The sequence below is a fragment of the Bacteroidota bacterium genome (assembly GCA_016706255.1).
Lineage (GTDB): Bacteria > Bacteroidota > Bacteroidia > Chitinophagales > BACL12 > UBA7236.
Window position 1 is genome coordinate 1022323 of record JADJJZ010000006.1, and the last position, 26109, is coordinate 1048431.

The 26109-nt window shown below is 35.2% G+C and carries 24 protein-coding genes and 2 tRNA genes; 14 read left to right on the forward strand and 12 right to left on the reverse strand.

The window, feature by feature from the left end; translation table 11 throughout:
• The first annotated feature begins 118 nt into the window (after positions 1-118).
• From IPI65_13065 to IPI65_13085, 5 genes are all read left to right on the forward strand, one after another.
• Positions 119-191: transfer RNA gene (locus tag IPI65_13065), tRNA-Gly, on the forward strand.
• A 42-nt stretch (positions 192-233) separates the two neighbouring features.
• Positions 234-319 (forward strand) — tRNA-Leu (locus IPI65_13070).
• Positions 320-1038: 719 nt separating this feature from the next.
• Complete coding sequence (locus IPI65_13075) at positions 1039-2034, forward strand: hypothetical protein (GenBank protein MBK7442444.1); 996 nt, start codon at positions 1039-1041, stop codon at positions 2032-2034.
• Positions 2031-3104 (forward strand): hypothetical protein, encoded by a 1074-nt coding sequence (locus IPI65_13080; GenBank protein ID MBK7442445.1) that lies wholly within the window; start codon positions 2031-2033, stop codon positions 3102-3104. Before IPI65_13075 ends, IPI65_13080 begins: the two co-directional genes overlap by 4 nt.
• A gap of 943 nt (positions 3105-4047) precedes the next feature.
• On the forward strand, positions 4048-4401 hold the full coding sequence (locus IPI65_13085) for a hypothetical protein (protein MBK7442446.1): 354 nt from the start codon (positions 4048-4050) through the stop codon (positions 4399-4401).
• A gap of 235 nt (positions 4402-4636) precedes the next feature.
• Here IPI65_13085 and IPI65_13090 read toward each other — a convergent pair whose 3' ends face one another.
• Entirely contained in the window at positions 4637-5254 is a 618-nt protein-coding gene (locus IPI65_13090; GenBank protein MBK7442447.1) for a hypothetical protein, read from the reverse strand.
• A 557-nt stretch (positions 5255-5811) separates the two neighbouring features.
• On the opposite strand from IPI65_13090, the gene IPI65_13095 reads away from it, so the two are divergent.
• The 3 genes from IPI65_13095 to IPI65_13105 all read left to right on the forward strand — a co-directional run bounded on the left by IPI65_13095 (position 5812) and on the right by IPI65_13105 (position 8112).
• Positions 5812-6471 (forward strand): hypothetical protein, encoded by a 660-nt coding sequence (locus IPI65_13095; GenBank protein MBK7442448.1) that lies wholly within the window; start codon positions 5812-5814, stop codon positions 6469-6471.
• Between the two features lie 369 nt (positions 6472-6840).
• Complete coding sequence (locus IPI65_13100; protein ID MBK7442449.1) at positions 6841-7224, forward strand: hypothetical protein; 384 nt, start codon at positions 6841-6843, stop codon at positions 7222-7224.
• Positions 7225-7437: 213 nt separating this feature from the next.
• Positions 7438-8112 carry a hypothetical protein gene (locus IPI65_13105; GenBank protein ID MBK7442450.1) on the forward strand — a complete coding sequence of 225 codons (675 nt, stop codon included), beginning with the start codon at positions 7438-7440 and terminating at the stop codon, positions 8110-8112.
• 221 nt (positions 8113-8333) lie between these two features.
• Here the strand turns inward: IPI65_13105 and IPI65_13110 are convergent, their stop codons facing one another.
• Together IPI65_13110 and IPI65_13115 are read right to left on the reverse strand one after the other, a co-directional pair.
• Positions 8334-8717, reverse strand: coding sequence for a hypothetical protein (locus tag IPI65_13110; protein MBK7442451.1), 384 nt, complete (start codon positions 8715-8717; stop codon positions 8334-8336).
• A gap of 444 nt (positions 8718-9161) precedes the next feature.
• The gene (locus tag IPI65_13115) at positions 9162-9761 is read right to left on the reverse strand and encodes a hypothetical protein (GenBank protein ID MBK7442452.1); all 600 of its coding nucleotides are present in this window, start codon (positions 9759-9761) and stop codon (positions 9162-9164) included.
• A gap of 343 nt (positions 9762-10104) precedes the next feature.
• On the opposite strand from IPI65_13115, the gene IPI65_13120 reads away from it, so the two are divergent.
• From IPI65_13120 to IPI65_13135, 4 genes are all read left to right on the forward strand, one after another.
• Positions 10105-10620 carry an SRPBCC domain-containing protein gene (locus tag IPI65_13120; protein MBK7442453.1) on the forward strand — a complete coding sequence of 172 codons (516 nt, stop codon included), beginning with the start codon at positions 10105-10107 and terminating at the stop codon, positions 10618-10620.
• Between the two features lie 37 nt (positions 10621-10657).
• Positions 10658-11110, forward strand: a complete 453-nt coding sequence (locus tag IPI65_13125) for a nuclear transport factor 2 family protein (protein ID MBK7442454.1) — start codon at positions 10658-10660, stop codon at positions 11108-11110.
• Positions 11111-11365: 255 nt separating this feature from the next.
• Positions 11366-11728 carry a hypothetical protein gene (locus IPI65_13130; protein ID MBK7442455.1) on the forward strand — a complete coding sequence of 121 codons (363 nt, stop codon included), beginning with the start codon at positions 11366-11368 and terminating at the stop codon, positions 11726-11728.
• 534 nt (positions 11729-12262) lie between these two features.
• Entirely contained in the window at positions 12263-12691 is a 429-nt protein-coding gene (locus tag IPI65_13135) for an SRPBCC domain-containing protein (protein ID MBK7442456.1), read from the forward strand.
• 113 nt (positions 12692-12804) lie between these two features.
• On the opposite strand, the gene IPI65_13140 is transcribed toward IPI65_13135, so the two are convergent.
• The 7 genes from IPI65_13140 to IPI65_13170 form a co-directional block, all read right to left on the reverse strand.
• Entirely contained in the window at positions 12805-13128 is a 324-nt protein-coding gene (locus IPI65_13140; protein ID MBK7442457.1) for a hypothetical protein, read from the reverse strand.
• A gap of 1754 nt (positions 13129-14882) precedes the next feature.
• Positions 14883-15584 carry a hypothetical protein gene (locus IPI65_13145; GenBank protein ID MBK7442458.1) on the reverse strand — a complete coding sequence of 234 codons (702 nt, stop codon included), beginning with the start codon at positions 15582-15584 and terminating at the stop codon, positions 14883-14885.
• A 160-nt stretch (positions 15585-15744) separates the two neighbouring features.
• A complete protein-coding gene (locus IPI65_13150) occupies positions 15745-16167 on the reverse strand; it encodes an alpha/beta hydrolase (GenBank protein MBK7442459.1) in 423 nt (140 codons plus the stop codon).
• Entirely contained in the window at positions 16125-17144 is a 1020-nt protein-coding gene (locus tag IPI65_13155; protein ID MBK7442460.1) for an alpha/beta hydrolase, read from the reverse strand. The genes IPI65_13150 and IPI65_13155 overlap by 43 nt, the downstream gene beginning before the upstream one ends.
• A 185-nt stretch (positions 17145-17329) precedes the next feature.
• Positions 17330-18559 carry a pyridoxal phosphate-dependent aminotransferase gene (locus IPI65_13160; GenBank protein ID MBK7442461.1) on the reverse strand — a complete coding sequence of 410 codons (1230 nt, stop codon included), beginning with the start codon at positions 18557-18559 and terminating at the stop codon, positions 17330-17332.
• A gap of 523 nt (positions 18560-19082) precedes the next feature.
• A complete protein-coding gene (locus IPI65_13165) occupies positions 19083-19475 on the reverse strand; it encodes a DUF1573 domain-containing protein (GenBank protein ID MBK7442462.1) in 393 nt (130 codons plus the stop codon).
• Positions 19476-19541: 66 nt separating this feature from the next.
• Complete coding sequence (locus tag IPI65_13170) at positions 19542-20027, reverse strand: DUF1573 domain-containing protein (protein MBK7442463.1); 486 nt, start codon at positions 20025-20027, stop codon at positions 19542-19544.
• 194 nt (positions 20028-20221) lie between these two features.
• Here IPI65_13170 and IPI65_13175 point away from each other — a divergent pair, with 194 nt between their 5' ends.
• Together IPI65_13175 and IPI65_13180 are read left to right on the forward strand one after the other, a co-directional pair.
• Complete coding sequence (locus IPI65_13175; GenBank protein MBK7442464.1) at positions 20222-22633, forward strand: transketolase; 2412 nt, start codon at positions 20222-20224, stop codon at positions 22631-22633.
• A 55-nt stretch (positions 22634-22688) separates the two neighbouring features.
• Positions 22689-22886 (forward strand): cold shock domain-containing protein, encoded by a 198-nt coding sequence (locus IPI65_13180; protein MBK7442465.1) that lies wholly within the window; start codon positions 22689-22691, stop codon positions 22884-22886.
• Between the two features lie 100 nt (positions 22887-22986).
• On the opposite strand, the gene IPI65_13185 is transcribed toward IPI65_13180, so the two are convergent.
• A complete protein-coding gene (locus IPI65_13185) occupies positions 22987-23721 on the reverse strand; it encodes a YebC/PmpR family DNA-binding transcriptional regulator (protein MBK7442466.1) in 735 nt (244 codons plus the stop codon).
• 71 nt (positions 23722-23792) lie between these two features.
• Complete coding sequence (locus IPI65_13190; protein MBK7442467.1) at positions 23793-26096, reverse strand: CotH kinase family protein; 2304 nt, start codon at positions 26094-26096, stop codon at positions 23793-23795.
• Between the last annotated feature and the right edge of the window lie 13 nt (positions 26097-26109).

Here is a 26109-nt window from a genome sequence, read left to right on the forward strand (position 1 = left end):
GAAATACCCTTTGTTGGCGGCAGTTTGTGGATAAAAAAGAATTTTTTTCCATATCATTTTTGCAGAAACAATTAATCCAATTATATTTGCACTCCCGTTGGTAAAACAATGGGCAAATGCGAGAGTAGCTCAGCTGGTAGAGCACGACCTTGCCAAGGTCGGGGTCGCGAGTTCGAATCTCGTCTCTCGCTCAAAAAATGGCACGGTTCCAACCGTGCTTAATTTTTCCGGTTGCCCGGGTGGTGGAACTGGTAGACACGCAGGACTTAAAATCCTGTGGGCAGCAATGTTCGTGCGGGTTCAAGTCCCGCCCCGGGTACAAGGCCTCTGATATTTCAGAGGCTTTTTTTATGCGATAAATTTTCTGTGCTATTAAATGATTCGATTAAATCGTAATAAAAAATTTGTGCAGAAATGTTCGTGCGGGGTTGAGTACCTTAGCAACGGAGGTAGGTTCAATTCCCGACCCAGGTAAGTTTCAGCTTTTGCTGAAACTTTTTTGTTTTAGTCATTTTGCAACTCATTGACAGTAAAGGCAAGATTTTAACTCATCCTTTTTTTTTGTAGCAGCACCTTTTTCCAACTATTTTACTTCCCAACCGGCTATTCGCTCCAACAAACCGTAAAATTACATTATCCTCAAAACCGGCTGTTTAATTAGCACATCAGCACATCAACACATCAGCACATTGGCTGGTTTGTTTCCGCTGCTATCCGGGCTAGAACAAAATTTTCAAATCCTAATGTTATTTTATGATCGTTCAACAATCGGGTATTTCGAATTTAAATTGAAATTAGTCAAATAGGGAATTTTTTTAAGTCCTACTATATAGCTACATTTTATTTTCAAGAATTAATATTGCTTAATACATTATTTGAGATGTTCAACGTTTACATTACTTCACATCCGGCAAATTTCGGGTTTTTCATACCAATGAATCCCTGAGGATGCAGTGCTTTTTAATAACCCTAAAAAGGATGGGTTTTCCCAACAATTGGATATTCTTTTTTAAAAAAAATCCCTATATTTAATGTCTGGTGAAATATTTAGCAAACGATAAAACAGTTGTGTTTAGTTATGATCCGTTCGGGATGATAACTGTGGGACGAAGTTGGGAGGCTGGAACCGAGTATGGGTATGGGTTTAATGGACAGGAGCAGGATGATGAAATTAGTGGTGATGGAAACATAAATTCTGCTGAATTTTGGGATTATGATACTCGACTCGCGAAACGATGGAATTTAGATCCTGAATTACATCCATGGCAATCCCAATATGTTGTTTTTGATAATAGTCCAATAATTCTAACAGATAAAAAAGGCAATTCTACTTCAGAGAATGGTGGAGTTGAAACAGGAGAAAATGAAAAAACAAGGAAAGATTTGAAATGGTACAGAAAATTAACCTTAGCTGTGACATTACGTTGGACAGAAAAAAGTTTTATACGTTACAAAGATAAATATCTCAATAAATGTTGTTATAGTGGCAAGGGCTGCGGTAAATTATATAAGAAAAGCGCCTATGAAGCTGAAGTGCCAGAAGATCCGAGAAAAGATGAAGATAAAACTATTTCAAGCGGATTTGGACTAACTAGGGAGGTTACTGAATATCAGGTTGGTACTATTGCAAATTCAAATGCATCTGGTTTACAAAGAAATGAAACATTTAATCAATGTTATCCTATTCCACCCACTGGAGTAATAGAGGTTAATGCTCAATTGTATGGTGTTCCAGATATGATAACCATAACTGATTGTAATACAGGTCCAATCATTTATACAAGTCCATCTCAAGGAGATAGCGGTAGAAAGGATATACCGATTCCAACTGGTGTTCCATGTATTTGTATTACAGTTGCACCGAATTTAGGCCAATCTACCAGTTATAAATTTTCTATTACTGATTTAAGCGTACCAGTAACTAAAGTAGTAACCACTTATAAGTGGCTCTTTTTTAATCCAACCTCAGTTGTAACTCAAGAAGGTTATAATCGAGCTAAATCTTATCGAACAAGAATAAAATTTAAATTTTGAAACATATAGTAAATGTATTTATTATTTTTTTGATTAATGTAGACTCGTTTGGTCAATGTGAATTAAAATCGGAAACAAATTTTTATATATTGGGTGATATACATCTTGATGATTCCTATTATAAAAATACTGCAAAATACATTGATTTAATGGATAATTCGGTTGCGTTTCAAAAAAAATTGCTTAATTCACTAATAGATACTGGTCATGTAACAAATATAATTTACGAAAATCCAATTTGTTTGGAATACTTTTACTTGAAGTATTTCGAAACCGGGGATTCAACTTATATTTCGTTTATGACAGATAGGCAGTATGAGTTTAAAAACATTAAAATGTACGCAGAGGTAATGAGGTTAAATCCAACATTAAATTTTACTTGTATAGACATTCAAAATGATATAGATCCGCGTTTAGTTTTAGCGACATTGTTTTTAATTACTTTCTATGAACCGAATATCAATAAATTTGAAAAAGGTTCAACGGTCGATGGTTTTTATTCAATATATTATAAAGAATCATATGCTAATATATTAAATGGTATTAAACTGGAAATAAAAGACGAACTAAGTATTTTGTTTGATCTCTACTTCAAGTACGGGTTAAAGGATAGCTACTTTGCAAAGAAAAAATTGAAAAAGGATTTGAATTTATGGTTGAAAAATTTAAATATGCAAAAACTAGAAATGTTAAAGAACTACCTAGGACCAAATTTTAATTATTTTTGCAGGATTAGGGATTCCTATATTGAAACCTATAAATTGCCGACAAACGATCTTAAAGGGAGAGAACCATTCTTAGTGCAAAATATAATTAATTGTTATAGTCCAGATTCTAAATATTATTTACACATGGGTATTGCACATGTATTAAATGGTTACACATCCCAAAATACTGCTGAAGACCTTATGAACAAAGGATTCTGCTTTGACTCTTACTATTTATTTTATTATCGATGGTTTGCTGAATATTATCCAAAGGAATGGTTTGATATTATTGAGTTCAAAAACGAGATTGGCTGGCCAATCTTCAAATTAAGTGACAAAAATAAAATCTGCTTTATTGATTGAATTTTTTGGGTTTGTCTACTTCGTATATTAGTATAATGTGACTATAATTATAAGGAGTTGAGATTAAAACATAATAGAACGGTCAATCATATATTAGTTAATTATTTGAAAAACTTTGGTATAACGGGTTTCGCCTTAACAAGTTAAGACACATTTTTGTAAAAGCAGGATGTTTTGACCAAACATTTAAATAATAAACTTTTGTTATACGAATTAATTTACAGTTATTTCATAAAATTGAAAACTATAATTTCTAACATATGGAAAGTTGTTGTAAATCACGGATTAATTAAAAAGGGCATTTTTGCGGTCTATGACTAGCAAGTCCAAGTTTGAATTCTGTCGTTCCAACCAACCTGTCGAAAGGCATTAATTTACTTTATTTTATGGGAATGGCCAGGGGCGTATGTATATATTACATTCTCCCTGAGTAAGCGATAAATTTAACATAAATCGCATAACATTTTAAACAAAAAGCTAACCAAAATTGACAAATAATGTACTTTTTTCGTTACTTTTAACTCATGGTTAATTTAATCCCTGTGAGTATTAAGAACAATATTTTGCCTGATCCGCTCGGGATGATAACTGTGGGTAGGAGTTGGGGCAAAGGTATTGTGCATTATTACTATGATGAGTAGGGAAATAGAATGGATAGTAAAACAATTTGGGAACACTGTCAAAAAGATGGCACTTCAAATATTACACAGCAGGACTTATAATCTAGCCCTGTGTGTATTTAAAAAAGATCATCTAGTAGCATCAAAAATAATTGATAGAACTCAATAATTTAAATATGAAAAAAAGGAAACTTATCGTGATAAATTTGTTAATTATTTTTACAAGTTGCTCGCTAACTAGGGAATCCGATGTTATAATCACAAAGGACTATGTAATAAACCCCTATTGGGATAGTTTAGATAATTCAATGTCAATTTCAAGGATGAAAATGAAAGATAGCACAATGCGGATTAATCTTGAAAATGTTACCTCCCAACAACTTTTAAATTATCTTGAAGAGGATACTACTTTTTCGTTTATATCAAATGTTCAATATAATGGGGAGAGCTATTCAACCCGAAAAGTATTCTTCCATAAAGACAATGGTTTCATATGGAGTAAACAATATGGTGACGACGAGTTTACAGAACAACTAGTGTTAGATTCAATTGAACAAAAAAGATGGTATTTAATTTATGGGCTGGATAAGGAAAAAACAATCTATTATTTTTATATTGACGAAATTGGTATTTTACATACATTTAAAATTATAGCTTCGGATTGGACTAATATTTAATACACCATAAACAAAGTCTTACCTTATATTGAATTGAGGAACTTAAGATTAAAAATAAACATGCTAAGTATAAAAAAGATTCCGGCTTTGTAAATGCAAACTAAATTGTTGGCATCCAATAAATCATAATAACTTTAAAAAATGCTAATTGGTAAGTAAATTGCTTTAATTGAATTTATTTAATTTATACTTAACCTTTATCGTATTACTTAATTGGTAAAATATTCGCATACTTTTAAATTACTTTATAAATGTATTCAATTTTGCTATCCTTTTCAGGGCATGACATAGGAATTGAGAGTCTGTTATTCTTTGACGTTTGTGCAACAATTAAGTCAATCAACACTTCTTTATCAACGAACTCTGTATCAAAATAGTAGGCTACAGAACCTTGGCTACTTTCCCCTAAAACCAGCAATCCTATAACGTTACATGAAAATCCATTACAATAAAAAGGCTGGTTGGTGATTATCAAAAAAGAACCCAATTCATTTTCATACATTAAAACTGAATCAGTGTCAAAAAAGTAGTATGCCCAGTCTATGCTATCTGTATTTAAATTAATTTTTTTATTACTTATGCTTATCGACCAATCAGAAAGGCTTTCTGGATTAAGAAATGAAAAATTTTCGTCCACAATAAAATTCGTATTAAAACAATATTTATCCAAAAATTTAATTTTTGTGACAACACTATTTTTACTAAAGGATGTATCAAATTTAGGTTTTGCATCGATCCACTCAAATTTGCTTTGATTAATACTACCTTTTTCATTGTAACTTTTGCATGAATAAATAATAACAATTAAACCAAACAAAATGATTGAACTAATACTTTTTACCTTTTTTTTCATGTTTTTTCATTTTTGCTTTTTTGGGATTACCTCTTCATTTCGTTTCTTCCTATATGTCTTGTCTTGAAAAACCTTGCCACAGCTTAACCAAACATGATGCAAATTAAGAAAAAAAGAGAAGCGGTTATTAACTAAAAGGTTTACAACTTGTGTTTGAGGAGCGGTGGTAGAATGGCAAAATCATTCAAAAATCCAATAAAACCGCCTAGATTAGAGGAATATTTATTTTACGTATGTCTTAGATGGAAATACCCTGAAATGATTCATTTCTAGGTTTGCTATCCTTAATTTGGGAGATAAATTTGCAAAACCTATTCTTTCAGCTATGAATTGAACAATATCCTAAAAAACCAATTTGAACAGCCATAGTGCTATGATTTTTAGCAATCATTGGTTATCATTGTAAAGTAATAATAGGATTAACCGTAAAACCAAAATAGCTAACAAAATGTGCGTTTATTTTGGGAAGAGACATTGAACTAACGTTGGTAACCCGGAGAGTGCTGCAGAAAACTCGTTGGACAGAATTAGTGAAATGCGAATAAATAATATTTAGGATGCGAATAATTAAAGTAATTGTGTTTTTTTATATATTTTACATTGGCTGTGTTGAAGTGTTAGTAAGCCAAGTAAAAACAGAAGAATTTTTAAAAAATGAACAGATTGATACAATTAATTTTGCGTGCAATGAATTCGATTTAAATACAAAATCCTATAATTCTCAATTTGTTTTTTCACCTTTTAAACTTGATTCAAACAATTATTTTAAAGTAGAGTTATTGGATCCAACGATAACCTACACAGGGCAATTTGATTTAATTAGGAGGAATATTGATACCGTGTTCCTGAGACCTGGTGAACTATTTTCAAAAACATACTTCAATTTGTATGATGAAACAATATTTTATTCGTTTTCTGATTCCTTAAATCAATTGAGAACAATTCAAACTGCAGTCTTCAATAATACCTATGTTACCTTAACAAACAAGGTTAAAAATGATTTATTGAATGATACGCTTATCCTACTTAAATTGAAAAGTAGCATTGTTTTTACAGGAATTCCATTAATTTACGAATTAGTCATAAGTCAAAAATATGGAATTGTATATTATGGTCTTTACAACAATATGCGATGCACTTGTAGGCGGATATTCAATGACCTTGAAATAGATCCTTACTTTTTAGAATCAATTTCATTATTAATCAAAACAGAATAGTGGGCTAGATTGTTGCCTTTATGAGAGTTGGATTTGTGATTATAAATACTCTATAGTTATATAAATGTGATCTTAGTAATAAATTGATTTAGAGGAATTAACTAACTTAGCTATCACCGGGTATGCCAATCAAAGGTTATTGTATGGATCGAAATCAATAATTGATTATAATTGCGATAAAGTAGCTCTAGGGAGTTTTGTTACTTTCCAGCCAAATGACTTTAATGAGGAAAAGGTAATCGTGATAAATTATAAAATGTTAAAGTGGGTAGCTATAGAAATTCTCCAAATTGTAATAAATTTAATAGGAAAAATTGCAATTGAAATAAGTATATGAAGTATATAATATTAAAATTTTGTTTGATTTTGATGGCTTCACACTTTTGTAATTGCTATAGCCAAACTACAATTTATAACAATGGAGGTGATTACTTTCTTTCTGATAGTCTGGAATTATTAAATCAGAAAATTGATAAAGCTAAAAATGGATGGTGGGTTAGGAAGAATATTTTGGGGAACTATAAATACGCCATTCACTATTCAATGGGGATCAAAGATGGACACTACTTTTTATTTTATTTAAACGGAAATTTAAAGGAGGCGGGTAATTATAAAAATGGATTATTACATGGTGGTGTGGGATATTATCGACGTTATCAAGAATCATGGTATAAGATGGAAACTTATGAAAATGGCGTTCTAATTAAATCTTTTACAGATGATGATCCCGAATATGATCCGGGTGGCATGTAATTGAACTGATGTTTTCATGGAAAATACAAGGGATGCTTACACATGCTCCGGAAAATTAATTTGTATCTTTAATCATCATTCAAATGGAAGTAGACGGATTTAAGGGTGCAACAAGTATTTCACGGCATGCTTAGATATTAAGCACAATATTGAGCATCCAGAAAAAAAATAAATCCATTTAAATTTAAAAAATATTAAAACAAATTAAGCAAAATGAAATGGTTGTATATATTAAGTCTTTGCCTTTGTTTCATAGGTTTAAATTGCTCAAAAGGCGAAAATCAGGAAATGCAAATCCAAAGAGCACAATTAAACAGCAATAAAGTAACCATAGATATTAAAGAAAATTCCTCAACTTTAAACTCTAAGTCATTGATAATCCTACTTGAGAATATTGGTCAAGAAAAAATTGAACTTGCTGAAGGAGATTTATTTATTAGGATTTCGTTTGTTTATTATGACGGTTCTGATGATGGCTTTTCTTATAATATAATTCAATATTCAAATGATACTTCATTTAAATCATCTTATTCAAGATTTAACAAGTATAATAACGAAATAAAATTGAGCAACCAGGTATCGTTTTTGCCCAATTGGTCTTTCGCGCTTACCCCCAAAGATACACTAATGAACAATGTTTTATATCTAATTAATAATCTTGAAGAAATTGATACTTATCAAGTTTTAAAATCTAGTTTCCATACATATTTTGAAGCGTATTTAAATGGCACATACACTCAATACCTGTTGGATTTTAATAACCTATGTGACACAAAATCTGGAGCAATATTAGCTGATATTATAGAGACAATTAATGCTTCACTTAAACAAAATTCGTTACAGGACAAATACGCAAACAAGTTAATTAATGATTTAAAAGGTGATTAATTTTATATGTAAACACCCGATTGGCCCGTCCATAAGGGCTGGTAGCTGGCATGAGCCAAGACAAACAAATGCTCCATGTGAAACTAAATAAGAAGATTTAAGTACAGACCATCGCATGGAGCTGGCGTAAGATCTCGGGGGTTAACTTAATACCTTCTATTTTTGGTTTATTCCAAAATGCTGCCTCAAATGTATTAAATATGGATTAATAATTAAATCTACTATTTTTCATATTCACCATATCTTTTATAAAATCGATTGATAATATACTCATGTGTAGTTATTTGAAGTGCTTCATTTATTAATATTACAAAATCTCGCCTGTATTTCTCCAGGTTGGTATTTAATAAATATTCAGAATTCGACCCTAACTCCATTACCATAAATTGATTTTGAGCATATAAGTAAACAATTTGTGACAAGAATGGTGTTCGCAAATTATCAAGTAAATAGTGGGGTTCTTCAGATTTTCTAACCCAAACACTGTCTAAGTATTCGAAATTGGAGATTAGACTACTGTCAATAACCCATTCCTTATATATTGCACATTCGGAAACAGGAATAACAAATGTGCTATGCTGTTTTTCCCAAATTATATAAGACATGCTCATAAATGTATCTAGATTCGAACAATGTAAATCGTTATTCGAGTTGGCGTTCGTTGTTTGATATACAAGTATTGTGTCGACATCTTGCCCATATAAAGTATTAAAAATAGAATCTATTAAGGTCATATCCATATATTCAGCAATCTTATTTGTGTAATTTTGAGTAAACACTGTCATTGCGAAGAATAGAGATAATAAAGATAAAATAATGGCTTTCATAGTCCAAGTTATAATAATCAACCGGGAATCAAAGATAAATGTTGTGTAAGATATTCTGCATATTAAGATCAGGAAAAAGTATGGTAGCAATAAAAGGGGATTTTGTGCAGACCAATAAAAATAAACGCTGATGTGAATTCATACATCTATCACATCAAATTGTAAGCAATTATTATCTGCCTATAAAGTAAGTTAGTTTTTAAACGTGTATCAAAACATGAATTATAGTGACTTAAGGCACTCGAACTTATATGTTCCGGTATAAAATCTATACCCAACAATTAATCCATTAGGTAGCATTGTCAACCTGTCTATTAAAGGATAATTGCTTACCGGAACTCTCTTCAAATAGAAAGTATATTGATAGGGATACTCAACCGGGAAATAATATTTGTTTTCACTTTGTAAAATTTTAATCACCTCATTGCCTAAATAACTTGCGGTTTGAATGGGAAAAATGGTGCTATCGATTGGAGCAAACAGACCCATGAGCGTTTCCTTGCTTTTTAAGGAATCTTTTACGGTATCAATTCCACCTTGCCTAAAAAAAATCGTATCGTGGCTGATTCGATACAAATCAAAAAACATATCTTCTCCAATAATATTATCAGTTGTTAATAATTCAGCGTTGTTAAATTTTAATTTAAAATAATTAATTCCCTCAGAACTTATATAATTGCTCGTAATTATAAAGCCGGTGGCGTTTTGGATGCCTGCGCAATCACAGGAATATGATGTTGTACCAGCCAAACCATATAGTATACTATCTGATTGTCCATACAAAGTGCTATAAAGCATTATTGCCAGAAGCATATATTTCATGTTCTAAAATTAATGAAAATTGGCCTTCGTTAAGGATTATTACGTAAGATTTGTAGATTTATAACCATAATCATTGCCATCAAAAATAAAATTATTTTGAATACATAAACTGTCAAATTCAGGCTTAAGTTTCCTGAATATCTTAACTTTTTTAGACTTCAAGTCCTAAATATTTTGCTTTGGCATAAGAGCAAAGTAAAGATAATCCATTAACTTTACTTTAGTGAAAGGGAAAAGTAAAGATATTTACTTCAGTTATGCAGTTATATTAACTTGACCAAAGGAGCTTATAACAGTTGTGTTTCTATACACTTATTTTTCCCTATTTTTGACCTCCATACATATGCACCCTGTATTTCGTTATTACCTGTTTACTTTATTAGGTAGTTTGCTATTCCCAATAGCAAGCCACAGCCAAATCCTATGCACACCCAATGAAATCAGAACAGAAATCATCATTAACACTTCCGCAGCTGAAGCTTGGCAATTATTGACTGATTTTGATGCTTATGCCAATTGGCATCCATACATTTTACAGGTTGAAGGTAAAGTTGCGCTGAAGGAGAAAATTAAAGTGACAACTATTGAGGTAGATTCTACAACCGATCAATTTTCAGCCTTTATTTTGTTGTTTGAACCGAATAAACAATTAGCCTGGGGTGGGTCGCTGGGGTTTATTTTTAGTGCGAAACATTATTTTATCATTGAACCAATTAATGATAACCAAATACTTTTTGTTCAGGGTGAATATTGGCATGGATTATTCGGAAAAAATTATGGAAAAAAGATTTACCTCGAAACCTATCAAAAATTTATCGCCATGAACGAAAAAATGAAAGTCGTGCTGGAAAGTAATTAGAAAATAAAACTTATTTTTAGAACACAATTACAATTTTATGAAAATACATAAATATGTCGTAGCCTTGCTACTATTGTTGTTTGCGTTTAAAGGTTATGCGCAAACAGATACCACTTCGTCTGACCTAGCTCAAATTACAGTAACATTAATGGACTATATTGAAGGGACTTCCAATGGAGAGCCTGATAGGGTGCGACGGGCATTTCATCCCGATTTTAATTTGTATACAGTAACACAAGAAGACAGCCTGCGCATACGTTCGGGTGAAGAATATATTCAAGGCATTAAACAAGGCGAAAAATCTGACCGCATAGGACGTATAATTGCCATTGACTATGAAAATAATGCTGCAATGGCTAAAGCTGAAATTGTAATCCCTGGCTGGAGAATATTTACTGACTACTTTTTATTATTAAAATATGAAGGGTCGTGGAAAATAGTGCAAAAAAGTTATACCTGGACGGCATATCCGACAACAGGTAATAAATAGCAGGAAAATAGGTCAATTTTGAGTTAATGTAAGATTAAAATGGATGAGATGTTGTCGTGGAGTTTCCAACTCTTGACGCCACACCGGTCTCCGACCGAGGTGTTTTTACGATTAGCTGAAATGTCTTATTTTAGTGTTGCTTAGTATTTAGTACCAATATTAATTTTTAGACTGACAAGTATTTAGGCAACTATGAATAGTCGTAAACAGCCTGTTTCTTCTGTTTGTTACACTTTAAATTATTAAGTAGTTATTATGAAAAACATTCTATTTTTATTAACAGGGATTTTGAGTGGTTTTATTGTTTGGTTCATTCTTAAAATAAGTTTTACTGCAGATATATACAATACGATTAATTCTTATTCAAATTTAAATGATATTGAAAAACTTGAGTTTATAGAACTTTACCGTAAAAAAAATGGTGAAACAGTATTTTATGACTTAGAAAGAATTTTTAATGATAGTAAAGACAATGAGGCAACAATGTTGATTGGTTATTATTTAATTGAAACAGTGGCAATATCTGATAGCTTAGCCTTCTATAAGAAATATTTGCCTATTTTGGAATCAAAACCTGACCGCGTCATTGATTCAACGGCAATTCCCCAATTTACTTAATTGTTAATGATTTTTGTAAACAAGTAAAAGCAAATTATGAAATATTTTAATCGTACTTTATTGACTTTTTCAATATTACTTTTTATATGGTATATTTATTCTACCATTACTTTATATGACTATTTCATTTTCTCTCATGATGCACGTATAAGAGAATACCCATTTTTAAATTTACTTTCATTAATGGAAATAATTTTCTTAATACTAATAGGGTTTATGTATAAATACAAAGTTAATGTTCGCATACTTCAATTTAATTCTTTATGTTATATTTTATTTAATTGCTGGTTCCTGTTTATTTCTAAAGCGGTTGCTTTTTGATTAACTAAATAAAAATGTAACCAGGTTGTGTTGTCGTGGAGTTTCCAACTCCTGACGCCACCCCGGTCTCCGACCGAAATAAGGTAATTAACCTAAATTTTCTCAAGTATTTACAAAAATTTGTCGCAAAACCCCCGCTAATTGTCGCAATTAAATTGGTAGTTATTTGCTGTTGTATTATTTTAGCTTATTATTAATTATAAAAAAAATATTATGGCAATACTCAAATTTAATACAACAATTCATGCGCCTAAAGAAAAAGTTTGGGACGTACTTTGGGATGATGCTTCATACCGCAAATGGACAGCTGTTTTTCATGAAGGTTCTCATGCAGTCAGCGACTGGCAGGAGGGAGGAAGTATCTTATTTCTTGGTCCTAATGGTGATGGCATGTATAGTATGATTGAAAAGAAAGATGAATACAATTCAATGGTATTCAAACATTTAGGTGAAATAAAAAACGGAGAACGCATTTCAAAAGAGTGGGGTGATGCTACCGAAAGTTATTTCCTTGATGAAAAGGATGGTGTTACCACATTAAAAGTTGAATTAAATATGGGCGCAGAAGCCGGTATGGAAGATTATTTTAATGGCACTTTTCCGAAAGCACTTGAAGTGGTGAAAAACCTTGCGGAATTGTGAAATATAGAAATTATATTTTTAGAAAATGATATTATTTAATAGCCTGTTAAGGCAAAGGCCATCAATGTAACGTTAAGTTGATGGCCTTTGTATTTAACACTTTGACAATTAATTCAGGCGGTTCGCTCCCAACGGATATTTAAATTATATTTTCCTTTAACACCTAACATACTACCCTTGATATCGGCATTTAGTTGCCTCGAAAAAGCTGTGCCAACAGGTATTACAGGCGGAATGTTAAAAATAAAGTTATCGGTAATAATATCTGAAGTATCTATTAGTGCTGTACCCGGAATAAGAAAACCAAATAGATATATGCCGGCACCTAATAACATTGTTAACAATCCAAAAATTCCAATTGGTGCAAGAACAGGAATGGCACTTAACATCATCATGGCAAAACCAATTTCGAAAACGGCAATACTGATTATTGCCATAATTAATACAATGTCCCCATCTCGTTCCTCGTTTGCCAATGCAGCTGAAGGCAATCACATTAAGATGTGATTTTGTGGTAATGTGTACATAGCATCGAATGCTACGGACGATGGATTAATTTATTAATGTACCAATGAACAGCCGAAACCTTTGTGAGTGTTAACATTCTGCGTTGTTGTTTTACATTTAACTATAATTCACAAGTTAAAAATATGAAACCTCTAGGAGGCTTTTGTTTATAGGTAAAATGACATGTTGTGGCATTATTTTACATTAATCTTTAATGCACATTTCTTGTGTCACCCCTGCCTCGCCCAGCAGGTAAACCGCTGGGGTTTGCTTGATTCTTTGGAAGGTATTTTTTCTACAATCGTTTCACCCCTACCTTATCAGGAAGGTAAAGCGATGCGGTTTTGTTTATGTTTGAAATGGCATGCTGAGTTATGATTTTACATTTTTTGCTTCAGCGACATTTTTTGTGTCACCCCGCTGGGGTTCCACTGATTCTTGGGGGTACTTTTTTTCTACCAATCTTTCACCGCTATGCGGTTTTTGTTTATATGTAAAGTGACATTATGGGCTATTAATTTACATTGAATTTTAATTCACAAGTTAAAAATATGAAACCACTACGTGGTTTTTGTTTATATGTAAAGTGACATGCTATGTTATTATTTTACATTTTACTATAATTCGCATTTTTTGTGTCACCCCTGCCTCGTCCGGCAGGTAAACCTACGGGGTTCAACTGATTCATAGGGGGAGGTTCTGTTACCATTCTGTCACCTCTACGAGGTTTGATTGTATGTAAAAAATAAAATGATTCGATTTAATTTTTAATTATCTCATAATCGAGCGGTGAGGATAGAAAATATTCGAATACTTTATGCTAATTAAATTTAACGATGATTCAACCGCGTAGCTTTACCTTCCTGATAAGGCAGGGGTGATACGTTTGTAACAAAAGATACCTTCTAGAATCGAGGGAACCCCGTAGGGGTGAAAGAAAAATGTAAATCGAGGCAAAATGTTGAATCAAAACTAAAAATTAAAATTAACGATAAACCAACCGCGTAGCGGTTGCATATTTTTAACAAAAAATGTGAATCGAGGCAAAATGTTGAATCAAAACTAAAAATTAAAATTAACGATAAACCAACCACATAACGATTACATATTTTTAACAAAAAATATAAATCGAGGCAAAATGTTGAATCAAAACTAAAAATTAAATTTTACGATGTACCAACCACATCCCTTTACCTTCCTGATAAGGTAGGGTGAAATGTTGGTAGCAAAAATGCCGTCCCTAGAACCAATAGAACCGCGTAGCCTTGCCTGCCGGACAAGGCAGGGGTGAAACAAAAAATGTGAATCGAGGCAAACTGTTGAATCAAAACTAAAAATTATATGTAACGATAACCCAACCGCATCGCGGTGAAAGATTGGTAGAAAAAATGCCCTCCCAAGAAACAGGTAAACCCCAGCGGGGTGACACAAAAATTGTGATTCAAACAAAAGTTGTTTTTGGTTAACCTGATAATTTGCTTAAAACGTTGCGATTGGAACGATGCAGAAACTCCTAGTCCGGATCGCAGTGGAAACAAGCTAATGTACCAATGTGTTAATGTACCGATGTACCAATGGAACAGCCGGTTTTGAGATTGATTTATAATTTAATGCTTGTTGCAACGAAGAGCCGGTAGGGGATTTTATTGGGGTGGGGAATGTTGCTACTCCAAAAATCTTTTCTTCAAGCTGCTTTGTTTTGCAGTTTGGTGCGGAAAACGCTGAGTTTTAAATTTTCGCTCATCATGTGGATGCCGTTGTAAATCATGACTAAACTTACCATCATAATTACGTGACTGATGTCTTTGTAATTAAACCAGGGGCTCAATGAAAATTGTTGGGTGTGAATTAAAACGGTAAAAAACGAAATGCCCATTCCAGACATAATCCAGCCGCTGCCCGAATGACTGCGTTGCCAAGCGATGAAGTGGGTTAAAAAAATGAGGAATAACCCCGCCGCTGCGTGAATTTTAAATATTTCGAAATTATTGCTGATAAAGGTATAAGCCATGAATACAGCGAGCAATACAAAATTGGTAATCGTTAAAAATTTGCGCACACCGGAATCCATATTGGTAAACCGAATGGTGGCTTTGAGGGCAAAAAACACGGAAATACTGCTAAAAACGGTCATCGCCATAAACAGGGTATTATACCACCAGATTGCTTCTGTGCCGTTTAAGGCATGCGCTAAAGCCCCTGTGCCCGTCGAAATACCCATAAATAGAAAAAACATGCGCCACGAATTATTAAAAAAACTCTCGTTGAGCCTATTTTTAATGCGTGCGAAAAGGGTAAAACTGATTACCGCTAAAACAATATCTGTTAAACTGGTCACCGGCTCGCCAATGGTAAGTCCGGCCACAGTTATTATCTCTATCTCCAATGCCTGGTCCTGCTGTTTTTGGTCAGTCGGCGATGATTTGCCGACACACAATGTTAAATAAAGTTGTGCAAAGTTACGGCATCTGTATATACATTTTGGTGCCAGAACTTCGAATTCGGACTTATTTAACACTGCTTTCGCGGCTAAACTTACAGACAGGCTATTTTAGCGATAAAATCCACTCAGTGATTACCTGCATGGCATTTTCATTAAATGATTCTGCATTGGTGGCATATTCCATCGGTGAGCCGCTGTTGGAAGTTTGAAATAAATGGTTGAGATTTTCCAGCGGCACTATTTTATAATTTTTGTTTCCTGCATCTTGCAATGCTTTTTCTATTGCGCCGAGATTTTCTTTGTAAGGCACTTGTAAATCTGTTGTCCCATTAATCGCCAATACGGGAATTTTAGTTTTTTCGAGCGCAGGGCGAGGGTCGTAACTGATAAAATATTTCATCCACATATTTGCATAAAAATAGATGCTTGATGTTGTGTCGGCAATGGTCATTTGAATTTCTTCCAATATATCGGGTGATGTTGCTATGAGAAATTCTTTATTGAGCGCAATAATTTTTTTCGCCATAATTGCTGTATCCGTTTCGGTTTTACTACCTGAATAATTTGGTGACGCAATTGATTTAAGGCTTTTACTGCAGGTTCACTATAACCGCCTGCTTTTGCAATTAAATCGCCTTGTAAATACAAAATTGAATCGCCTGCAATGCCCGGCCCAGCTATTAAAACAATAAAATCGACATTTTTATTTTGCGATGCAGCAAGCGGAGCAATTAATCCGCCTTCGCTATGTCCGGCAATTCCAATTTCACTGATATTAAGGTCCTTACGCGATTTTAAATAATTGACTGCAGCACTCGCGTCTGTCGCAAAATCTGCACTCGTTGCCGTTTCGAAATTACCTGTCGATTTTGCAATTCCGCGATCATCATAACGCAAAACAATAATACCTTTTCGTGTGAGGTAGTCGCTTAAAACTAAAAATGGTTCATGACCGAGCAAGGCTTCATTCCGGTTTTGCGGACCGCTACCGGTAACCAAAACAACAGCTTTAAAAGGACCATTTCCTTCGGGAATTGTAAGCGTTCCTGCCAACGTTACGCTATCGGCCATTTTATTGTGAAACGTTACTTCTTCTTCTTTATATGGATATGGTTTTACAGGAGTTTGTACACGTTTTGCGGGCTCAACGGAGTCCACCTTTGCAAGATTTACCGGAAGATTTGAACCACCTTGCATCCACACACCTGCAATTTCATTTTTTTCGGGATTGTAATTGCCTTTAAATCCGCCGTTGATGGCAGGAATCGTGATATCTAAAACATTATTTGTAAACGTAGTTTTTGTTGTCGGAATACCATAAGCGCCCTGGTCGGGACTGTCGAGCGTTGTAACTAGTGAATCGCCTTGTTCCGATATATTAAAAACAATGCGCAGTTCTACACCTACGTTCAGTTTGCCCATCCATTTTCCGGAAATATTTTGGGAGAAGGCATTTGCTGCAATAAAGTTCAGCAGCAGGCAAAACAGCATCCATTTTTTCATAACAACTAATTTCCAACAAAGGTAATAGGCTGCTTGGTAGCAATGGTATTTTTTCGACGGGCATGGATGTTTATGCGATAAACACGATACAATTTAATACCAACTGATTTAAATATCAGCATACCAATTCACCGTCATGAAATTGAAAAAATAAAAATACCTGCTAATAAAAAACAAACCGGAAATTAACGCATTTCGCTGCTTACTTTTTCTGCGATTGCCGTTCTGCCGGGATATACTTTTAATGATTCCTGCAAACAATCCATTGCTTTATTAATATCATTTTTATTTAATACATAAGCGATGCGCACTTCATTTTTTCCTAATCCCGGGGTAGAATAAAATCCGGTTGCGGGGGCAAGCATTACGGTTTCATTATTATAATTAAATGATTCGAGCAACCACTGACAAAATACATCGGCATCATCGATTGGTAATCGTGCTATTGCATAAAATGCACCACCGGGGGTTGGACATAAAACACCATCCATCGCATTTAATCGCTGCACACATAAATTGCGGCGTTCAACATATTCTTTTTCCACTTCGGTAAAATAAGATTCCGGCACATCTAAAAATGCTTCTGCCAAAACCTGCTCTAATGTTGGTGGCGATAAACGGGCCTGGGCAAATTTCATTGCCGTTTCCATTACTTTATTATTGCGTGAAATTAATGCTCCGATACGCGCTCCGCAAGCACTGTAGCGTTTTGAAATGGAATCCATAAGCACCACATTTTCATCAAGCCCTTCCAAATTCATTACTGAAAAATGTTCATTGCCATCGTACACAAATTCGCGATACACTTCATCAGCAAATAAAAATAAATCGTATTTGAGAATGAGATCACGCAATTGTATTAATTCTTCTTTTGTATATAAATATCCGGTGGGGTTATTCGGATTACAAATTAATATTGCTTTTGTTTTTGGTGTAATTAATTTTTCGAATTCAGAAACCGGTGGTAATGCAAATCCGTTTTCAATATGCGACGTGATAGGTTTAATTACAATATTTCCTGCTGTAGAAAATCCATTGTAATTAGCATAAAGTGGTTCAGGAATAATTATTTCATCACCTGCATCTAAACAACTCATCATACCAAACATAATAGCTTCGGAGCCACCTGTGGTAATCATAATTTGATGGTGATTAACTTCAATATTTCTGCTTTTATAATATTGCACTAATTTTCTGCGATAAGATTCAAATCCTGCAGAATGGGAATATTCCAACACCTTTAAATCTGTATTTCTCACCGCATCCATCATTTGATGTGGTGTTTCAATATCGGGCTGACCAATATTCAGGTGATAAATTTTAATTCCTCTCAATTTTGCTTTTTCTGCAAATGGTACGAGCTTCCTGATTGGCGAAGCCGGCATGTTATTTCCGCGTGCTGATATTTTTGGCATGGCACAAAGGTAGTTAATGTGCTGATATGCTGATGTGTTGATGTGCTAATTGAACAGCCGGATGATGTACCAATGTACCGATGTACCAATGTACCAATGGAACAGCCGATTTTGAGCAAACTGCGCATTCATAGCTCCCGTAGGGGCTGACCCATGTGTCAGACTAATGTGCTGCCCACCTGAAAATGTGCTAATTGAACAACCGGGGACATAACAATGTGCGAATGTACCAATGTGCGGATGTACCAATGGAACAGCCGGATTTGAGCAAACTGCAAATTCTTAGCTCCGTAGGTTCTGACACATGGGTCGACTCAAATTGCCAACCTACTCCGAACCCCCATCAGCTAATCAGCTAATTTGCTAATTACTTTGGCGAATCCGACTCAAATTTCCAACCTACTCCAAACCCCATCAGCTAATCAGCTAATTTGCTAATCAGCTAATTGCTACACGGGCAAAAAAAATTCCGTAGGTGCTACCACCTACGGAATTGTCGCAGAATTTATTCAAGATTTAAATATTAATTCCCAAAGATCGACTCCTGAGCGGGAACGCTACCGGTGTCGTCTTTTACCACTGTTCCTTTAAATGTTAACTTAACACTAGGGGTTGAGGAATTGGATAGAACGGTGATGGATTTTGTAAAACCACCTTCGTTTGCTGCATTATATACAGCAGTAACCCAACCTTTTTGTCCCGGTGCTATTGGTTCTTTACTCCAGTCGGTGCTGGTGCAACCGCAGGTTCTTTGCACATCGGTAATAATGAGTGCTTCTTTGCCTGTGTTTACAAACTCAAAACGCGCGGTAGCAGGCACTGCCTGAGGTATTTTACCAAAATCGTAAGTATCGCTTACCCACTCAAATGCAGCAGCATTCGGGTTGGTATTTGTTGACGTTTGAGCTGAAACCATTCCGGTTACTGCTACAAAGGCTATGATGGAAAATATTTTTTTCATTAGTTAATATTAAAAAGCGGATTAATTACCACCTGAGTTAAAAATATTGTTTTGTTCAGGAACACCACCTGCTTGTTCTGATTTTTGAACTGTGCCTTTGAAGTATAATTTTACTGAAGGTGTTTTTGAATCAGACTGAACAGTGATTGCTTTAGTGAAAGGTCCTTCTTTAGCAGCATTAAATTCTGCCATAACAAAACCTTGCTGACCAGGCATAATTGGTTCTTTTGTCCAGTCAGTAATTGTACAACCACACGTTTTTTGAACGTTAGAAATAATGATTGGTTCTTTACCGGTATTGGTAAACATAAATTTGTTTTTTACCGGAACTCCCTGCGGAATGGTTCCGAAATCGTGTGTTTCTTCAACCCACTGGAATTCACCGGCATTTGGATTAATTACAGGAGTTGCTGTTTCTGAGCCTGTTGCTGGTGAAACAGATGTTTGCGCAAACGAGGCGCTGGCGATCATAATGATCAACGGGAGTGTGTAGAACAATTTTTTCATAATATAATACAATTTTAGTTGTTATGCGATTGAATACAAAAGTAACAAATCCTGAAATTCAGGTTTGAACCCGCGATTTTGATACAAGAATTATACCATCTGTGCGTTTGTATTACTTTTTTTTCAAAATACCGCAAAAGCAAATTGTTAGCAGGCATATTTATGTATTTTTGCGCTTACTTAACTGAGGGAATATGTCGGAATTAACGCAAAATAAAAATGTCACATTCGAGTCGTTCAGGCAGGATGTCATCAACGATTTTAAAATGGCCTGTATCAGCCGTGAGGTAAGCCTTATCGGCCGTAAAGAGGTGCTCACCGGAAAGGCCAAATTCGGCATATTCGGCGATGGCAAAGAAGTGGCTCAGCTCGCTATGGCCAAAGTATTCAAACCAGGTGATTTCCGCTCCGGTTATTACCGCGACCAAACCTTCATGTTTGCCGCAGGAATGGCTACTCCTGAGCAGTTTTTTGCTCAATTGTATGCAATTCCGGATACGACTTTAGAGCCAAATTCTGGCGGGCGACAAATGAACGGGCACTTTGCTACGCGTTTGCTCGATGATAATGGCAACTGGAAAGATCAAACCATCACTAAAAATACCTCTTCCGATACCTCGCCAACGGCCTCTCAAATGGTTCGTGCTGTAGGTTTGGCGCTGGCTTCAAAATTATATCGCCAAAACCCAAATACCGACAGTTCAGGGTTTTCGGTGAATGGAAATGAGGTTACGTTTGCCACAATCGGCGATGCCAGCACATCTGAAGGCATTTTCTGGGAAGCGGTGAATGCAGCCGGGGTTTTAAAAATTCCGATGGCGTTTTTTGTGTGGGATGATGGTTATGGCATCTCTGTTCCACAAAAATATCAGACTACAAAACAAAATATTTCTGAGATACTTTCCGGGTTCCAGTTGGATGAGGAAGGCAATGGTATTCGCATTTACGAAGTAAAAGGTTGGGACTACGCAGCGTTGATACAAACGTTCGAAGAAGGTATTTCCCTTTGCCGCCGCGAGCATGTGCCGGTATTTTTCCATGTTACTGAAGTTACCCAGCCGCAAGGGCATTCCACTTCCGGTTCGCACGAGCGTTATAAAAGCAAGGAGCGCCTCGAGTGGGAAGCTGAATGGGATTGTATCCAAAAAATGAAATCGTGGATGATTGCTTCGAGCATTGCAACAGATGAACAATTGCAGGGATTTATGGCTGAAGCAAAGGAAACAGCGAAAGCGCAACAAAAATCTGCCTGGAATCAGCATTTGATGTCTATAAAGGCAGACATGGATGTATTATTTTCACTACTAAGTCAGCTGGAAGCCAATAGTAACAATAGTTCCGGAGTAGCCGGCGTATTGCAGTCGTTAAGGTCAGCAATTGACCCTGTGCGCAGAGATTTGATGCATACTGCCAAAACTGCTTTGTATGAAACTGCAGGTGAATCAACACCTGAACGTGCAGCTTTACAGCAATGGGTTAAACAATATGCCGCTATTAATAATGAACGTTATAATGGTAGTTTATTCAGTAACTCGAATCAGTCTGTTTTAAAGGCAGCGGTTGTTGCTCCTGTTTATGGTTCTGATGCACATTTGGTTAATGGTTTCGAGATTATCAATAAGTGTTTTGATGCCCATTTTGCGAAAAACGATAAAATTTTCGCTTTTGGCGAAGATTTAGGTAAAATCGGGGATGTGAATCAGGGTTTTGCAGGGTTGCAGGAAAAATATGGTGAAAACCGGATTTTCGACGTGGGTATTCGCGAAGCTACCATTGTGGGTCAGGGAATTGGTATGGCGATGCGTGGTATGCGTCCGGTTGCTGAAATTCAATATTTGGACTATTTATTATACGGATTACAGCCAATCAGCGATGACCTGGCTACTTTACAATACCGCACCAAAGGCGGACAAAAAGCACCGGTTATTATCCGCACCAGAGGTCACCGCCTCGAAGGAATATGGCATACCGGCTCGCCGATGGGTATGATTTTACATTCTTGTCGCGGGGTGCATTTATGTGTTCCACGCAACATGACACAGGCAGCAGGTATGTATAATTTGTTGCTGCAATGTGATGAGCCGGCAATAGTGGTGGAGTGTTTAAATGGGTATAGATTGAAAGAACCGTTACCTGAAAATATTGACACATTTACTGTTCCTTTTGGGGTGCCTGAAATTATTACAGCGGGAGAAGATATTACTGTTGTGACTTATGGTTCTACCCTTCGTGTTGTGCAGGATGCCTGTAAATTATTGGCTGAAAAAGGTGTCAGTGCAGAGATAATTGATGTGCAAACCCTGATGCCATTTGATATACACGGTATTATTCGTGAGTCGGTAAAACGCACGAGTCGCGTTATTTTTATAGATGAAGATGTTCCTGGAGGCGCCACAGCATATATGATGCAGCAGGTATTTAACGATGATTCACTGTTCCGTTACCTCGATGCTTTCCCGAAATGTTTAAGTGCGAGAGAGAACCGTTCAGCATATGCAAGTGATGGTGATTATTTCTGTAAACCCAATGAGGAAGACATTTTTGAGGCAATTTACGGGATGATGCATGAGGTAAGTCCTAAAAATTTCCCTTCTATTTATAAATGAAATGTTATAGTTTTGCACCGTTAATCAATTTTTTAATTATTATTTTTTATTTAAAATGGAAACTGGTAAAATTAAATTTTTCAATGCCACTAAAGGTTTTGGTTTTATTGTAAAGGACGGAACTAATGAAGAAATTTTCGTTCATCAATCAGGTTTGGTTGATAAGGTAAAACAAAACGACCTTGTATCATTCGACATCGTTGACGGCCGTAAAGGAAAAAACGCTGTAAATGTTAAAGTGATTGGAGAATAAAATCCACTGTAAAGAAATAAAAACCCCGGCAATTGTCGGGGTTTTTTGTTATTGGTAAGTTCAGTATTAAAATTTGTGCAACCTTCACCCTAATTAGGTTTCAGGTTTTTTTGGGAGAGATTAATTTCTCCTGCATATTGTGAAATACATTCACTACATCATCATCTTCTTCCAGCTTTTCAATCAGGTTGTTAACCAGTGTTTCTGTGTCTGCATTTACTGATGTTTTATTATGTGGAAGGCGCAATAATTCGGCTCCCATAATTTCCACTTTTAAATCGTCGAGTTTCTTTTGCATGGTGCCGAAATCGTTAAATGTAACTTCTACATAAACAACACCTTCTTCTTCATAAATATCTTCAGCTCCGGCATCAATCAATTCAAGTTCTAATTCATCTAAATTGATTTTTGCGGCTTCAATTTTAAAAATTCCTTTGCGGTCGAATAAATAACCTACAGAGCCGCTGGTTCCTAAAGCACCACCACCACGGCTGAATAATAAACGCACATTGGCAACGGTGCGGGTTGTATTATCTGTAGCACATTCCACCATCAAAGCGATGCCGCCGGGGCCAATGCCTTCATAAACTACCTCTTCAAATGTGCCTTCTTCCTTGCTTGAAGCACGTTTAATGGCAGAATCAACACGGTCTTTAGGCATGGAAACCGATTTGGCATTCTGAATTGCCAGTCGGAGTTTCGGATTCGTATCCGGATTCGGTCCGCCATTTTTTACAGCAATTGCGATTTCACGACCAATTCGGGTGAAATTTTTCGCCATTGCATCCCAGCGTTTAAATTTTTTCTCTTTGCGATATTCGAAGGCACGTCCCATTGTAATAGTAATTTGAGGATGCAAATTTAATTTGTTCGGGCACAATTGCCAACTATCCTAAAGTTTAGGGCTTAATAAATCACCAATTTGTAGGTAGAAACCTTATCATCAGCGATTAAACGGAAAAAATAGATTCCCGAAGCAATACCCTCTATATTTAGGGGGTAGATGTAACTGCCCGAACCCATTATACCTTCACTAATTCTGAAAATAACCTGCCCATTCAAATCAACCATGTCGAATTGAACTGCAGTAAGGGATGTTAAACCCAAGCACAACAATGGTAGCATCACTTGCGGATTACCCAAAATAATTACGGATTCTGTATAAGCTGAATCAACCGGAGGAACAATAATTTCATTGTTTTGACCCGGTGAAGGTTCTAATAATTCAATAAATGGCCCGGTTCCATTTGGAATTCTTCCCGTTGCAGTATCTGCTTTTTGATTAATAAATGAAATAGAATCGATTATTGCATAAGCATATTCCGGTCCTGCAAATAACCCGATTTCATCTTTATCACCATCCAGTTTAAAACCGCAATGGTAATCACCGGCTTCAGGATTATCGTCAGCATAAATAATTAAATATTCACCGGCAAATAAATTAAAATTTGGTAAACGCCATTTACTTGGTCTGTCCCATTCATCACTCAAAAATTTATCACCAAGATAAATATCTGTATTACCGCGATTAAATAATTCGATATAATCGGAATATACACCGTCCTCATCTGCAAGTGTTGCGGTATTAATTGCCATAAACTCATTAATCACCAAATTTGGAGCGGTAAATCCTATGGGTAGATATAATGATGCGCAAGCCGGATAATTTGATGATAAACCATCAACATCTGTTGCAGTAATAAAATAATAAAAATCAGTTTCACCAATTAATATTTCAATATCAATTCCATAATTACCATCATTTGCTGCACCATCCTGATGTGTACCATCATCATACATTGGAATTTCCGTAAAAGCAAGATTGTCATTACTATAACTAAATGTTACAGTGTTTATTGAAGCATCATCTTCTACCAAAACATTAAACTGTGCATTTGAATTTGCCTGTAATAATCCCGGTGTGTGGGTTGGATATTTAATAATAGGCGGAATGGCATTTAACTCCACCTGAGCTAATGTATTATCTGTTCTTGCTATGATAAAATTTTCGATACCATAAGGTGTATGGTCATCAATATCGTTCATATCAAAACCATTGTAAAAATCATCGTACGTATAACCATAATCGAACGACCTGAATAAATCTTCAAACGCTGCGGGGGCAATTAATTCGCGAATGGAATCAATATGCGGATTAATTACATCAGGATTCATGGCAACTGTAGAAATGTAATTAATGTAATAACTGAATTTATCACGATATGCTTCTACCTGCATGAGTCGCTCCACCAATGGGCGGTCGTCAAAATTCCAGTTATAAATATCGCGTTCCGTCCAGTCGATACCAAACCAGTCAACACCCATCGTATTATCACAATCGTAACTTAAAAATTCAATTTTATCTGTAATAGCGTTGTGATATAAATAAAAATTATTTTGATTGGCGCCGTAATTATCCCAATGGCCTGTAGAAATATCTAAAGCATATATTTTCAGAAACTGGTCAACATCAAAAACTTTTTCCAGTTCACAGGGTAGATTCGCAATTGGCGTATTATTTAAAATTTCAATAAATTCAATCAAATCACTTTTGTCGTTTGCAATTTGATTACTTTCTAATTCATACGTATTATAAGCGGCCTGGTTTGTGCCTTGATAATTTAAATTGCTGCCATAATAACATTTGTATAAATTACCTGAGTCATCACCAAACCGATCGCGTAAAAAAATGTCATCATATTCTTCGGTTAAGGCATATAATCCAAAGTAACTTTCATTAATATAAACACGAACAAAACTTACTCTTCTGGTTGGCAATCCAAGACTATTATAAATATCGAAATAAATTTTTTCACGAGCCATTGTCGGGTCGTTATGATTGCCAATAAGATTTAATTTTTTCGCGCCTTCAAATTTCCTTCCCGGTTCATAAGTATTAAATGCCACTTTAAATGATTTTTTGGCAGAACTTAAGGACGTATTACCGCGTAAACGAAATCCGACATTTTGTAAGGTATCCTGCACAAGCGGTGAGTCATACACAAACTGAACAGCATATTCGTGTTCATTTTCCAGGTTTTCATACATTTCATTGAGTGAATCCGGATCCATCGTAATGTAAATGGAATTCACGAGTGTATCATCAAACAGTATACTGTAAGGTGTAATTTGCGCATTTACAACCTGATAACAATAAAACAGTATCCCAAATAGTAAATATTTTCTCAAATCAGGTGTATTTTTAAGCAAAATTAACTGATTT

Bases quoted from the DNA above. Each gene is read 5' to 3' on its own strand.
- IPI65_13170 (MBK7442463.1), bottom strand. From the start codon at position 20,027: ATGAAAAAATTGTTCTACACACTCCCGTTGATCATTATGATCGCCAGC.
- IPI65_13115 (MBK7442452.1), bottom strand. From the start codon at position 9,761: ATGAAATATATGCTTCTGGCAATAATGCTTTATAGCACTTTGTATGGA.
- IPI65_13120 (MBK7442453.1), top strand. From the start codon at position 10,105: ATGCACCCTGTATTTCGTTATTACCTGTTTACTTTATTAGGTAGTTTG.
- IPI65_13185 (MBK7442466.1), bottom strand. From the start codon at position 23,721: ATGGGACGTGCCTTCGAATATCGCAAAGAGAAAAAATTTAAACGCTGG.
- IPI65_13130 (MBK7442455.1), top strand. From the start codon at position 11,366: ATGAAAAACATTCTATTTTTATTAACAGGGATTTTGAGTGGTTTTATT.
- IPI65_13165 (MBK7442462.1), bottom strand. From the start codon at position 19,475: ATGGTTTCAGCTCAAACGTCAACAAATACCAACCCGAATGCTGCTGCA.
- IPI65_13175 (MBK7442464.1), top strand. From the start codon at position 20,222: ATGTCGGAATTAACGCAAAATAAAAATGTCACATTCGAGTCGTTCAGG.
- IPI65_13105 (MBK7442450.1), top strand. From the start codon at position 7,438: ATGAAATGGTTGTATATATTAAGTCTTTGCCTTTGTTTCATAGGTTTA.
- IPI65_13090 (MBK7442447.1), bottom strand. From the start codon at position 5,254: ATGAAAAAAAAGGTAAAAAGTATTAGTTCAATCATTTTGTTTGGTTTA.
- IPI65_13150 (MBK7442459.1), bottom strand. From the start codon at position 16,167: ATGGCGAAAAAAATTATTGCGCTCAATAAAGAATTTCTCATAGCAACA.
- IPI65_13155 (MBK7442460.1), bottom strand. From the start codon at position 17,144: ATGAAAAAATGGATGCTGTTTTGCCTGCTGCTGAACTTTATTGCAGCA.
- IPI65_13110 (MBK7442451.1), bottom strand. From the start codon at position 8,717: ATGTCTTATATAATTTGGGAAAAACAGCATAGCACATTTGTTATTCCT.
- IPI65_13160 (MBK7442461.1), bottom strand. From the start codon at position 18,559: ATGCCAAAAATATCAGCACGCGGAAATAACATGCCGGCTTCGCCAATC.
- IPI65_13180 (MBK7442465.1), top strand. From the start codon at position 22,689: ATGGAAACTGGTAAAATTAAATTTTTCAATGCCACTAAAGGTTTTGGT.
- IPI65_13125 (MBK7442454.1), top strand. From the start codon at position 10,658: ATGAAAATACATAAATATGTCGTAGCCTTGCTACTATTGTTGTTTGCG.
- IPI65_13095 (MBK7442448.1), top strand. From the start codon at position 5,812: ATGCGAATAATTAAAGTAATTGTGTTTTTTTATATATTTTACATTGGC.
- IPI65_13135 (MBK7442456.1), top strand. From the start codon at position 12,263: ATGGCAATACTCAAATTTAATACAACAATTCATGCGCCTAAAGAAAAA.
- IPI65_13100 (MBK7442449.1), top strand. From the start codon at position 6,841: ATGGCTTCACACTTTTGTAATTGCTATAGCCAAACTACAATTTATAAC.
- IPI65_13140 (MBK7442457.1), bottom strand. From the start codon at position 13,128: ATGGCAATAATCAGTATTGCCGTTTTCGAAATTGGTTTTGCCATGATG.
- IPI65_13085 (MBK7442446.1), top strand. From the start codon at position 4,048: ATGAAAATGAAAGATAGCACAATGCGGATTAATCTTGAAAATGTTACC.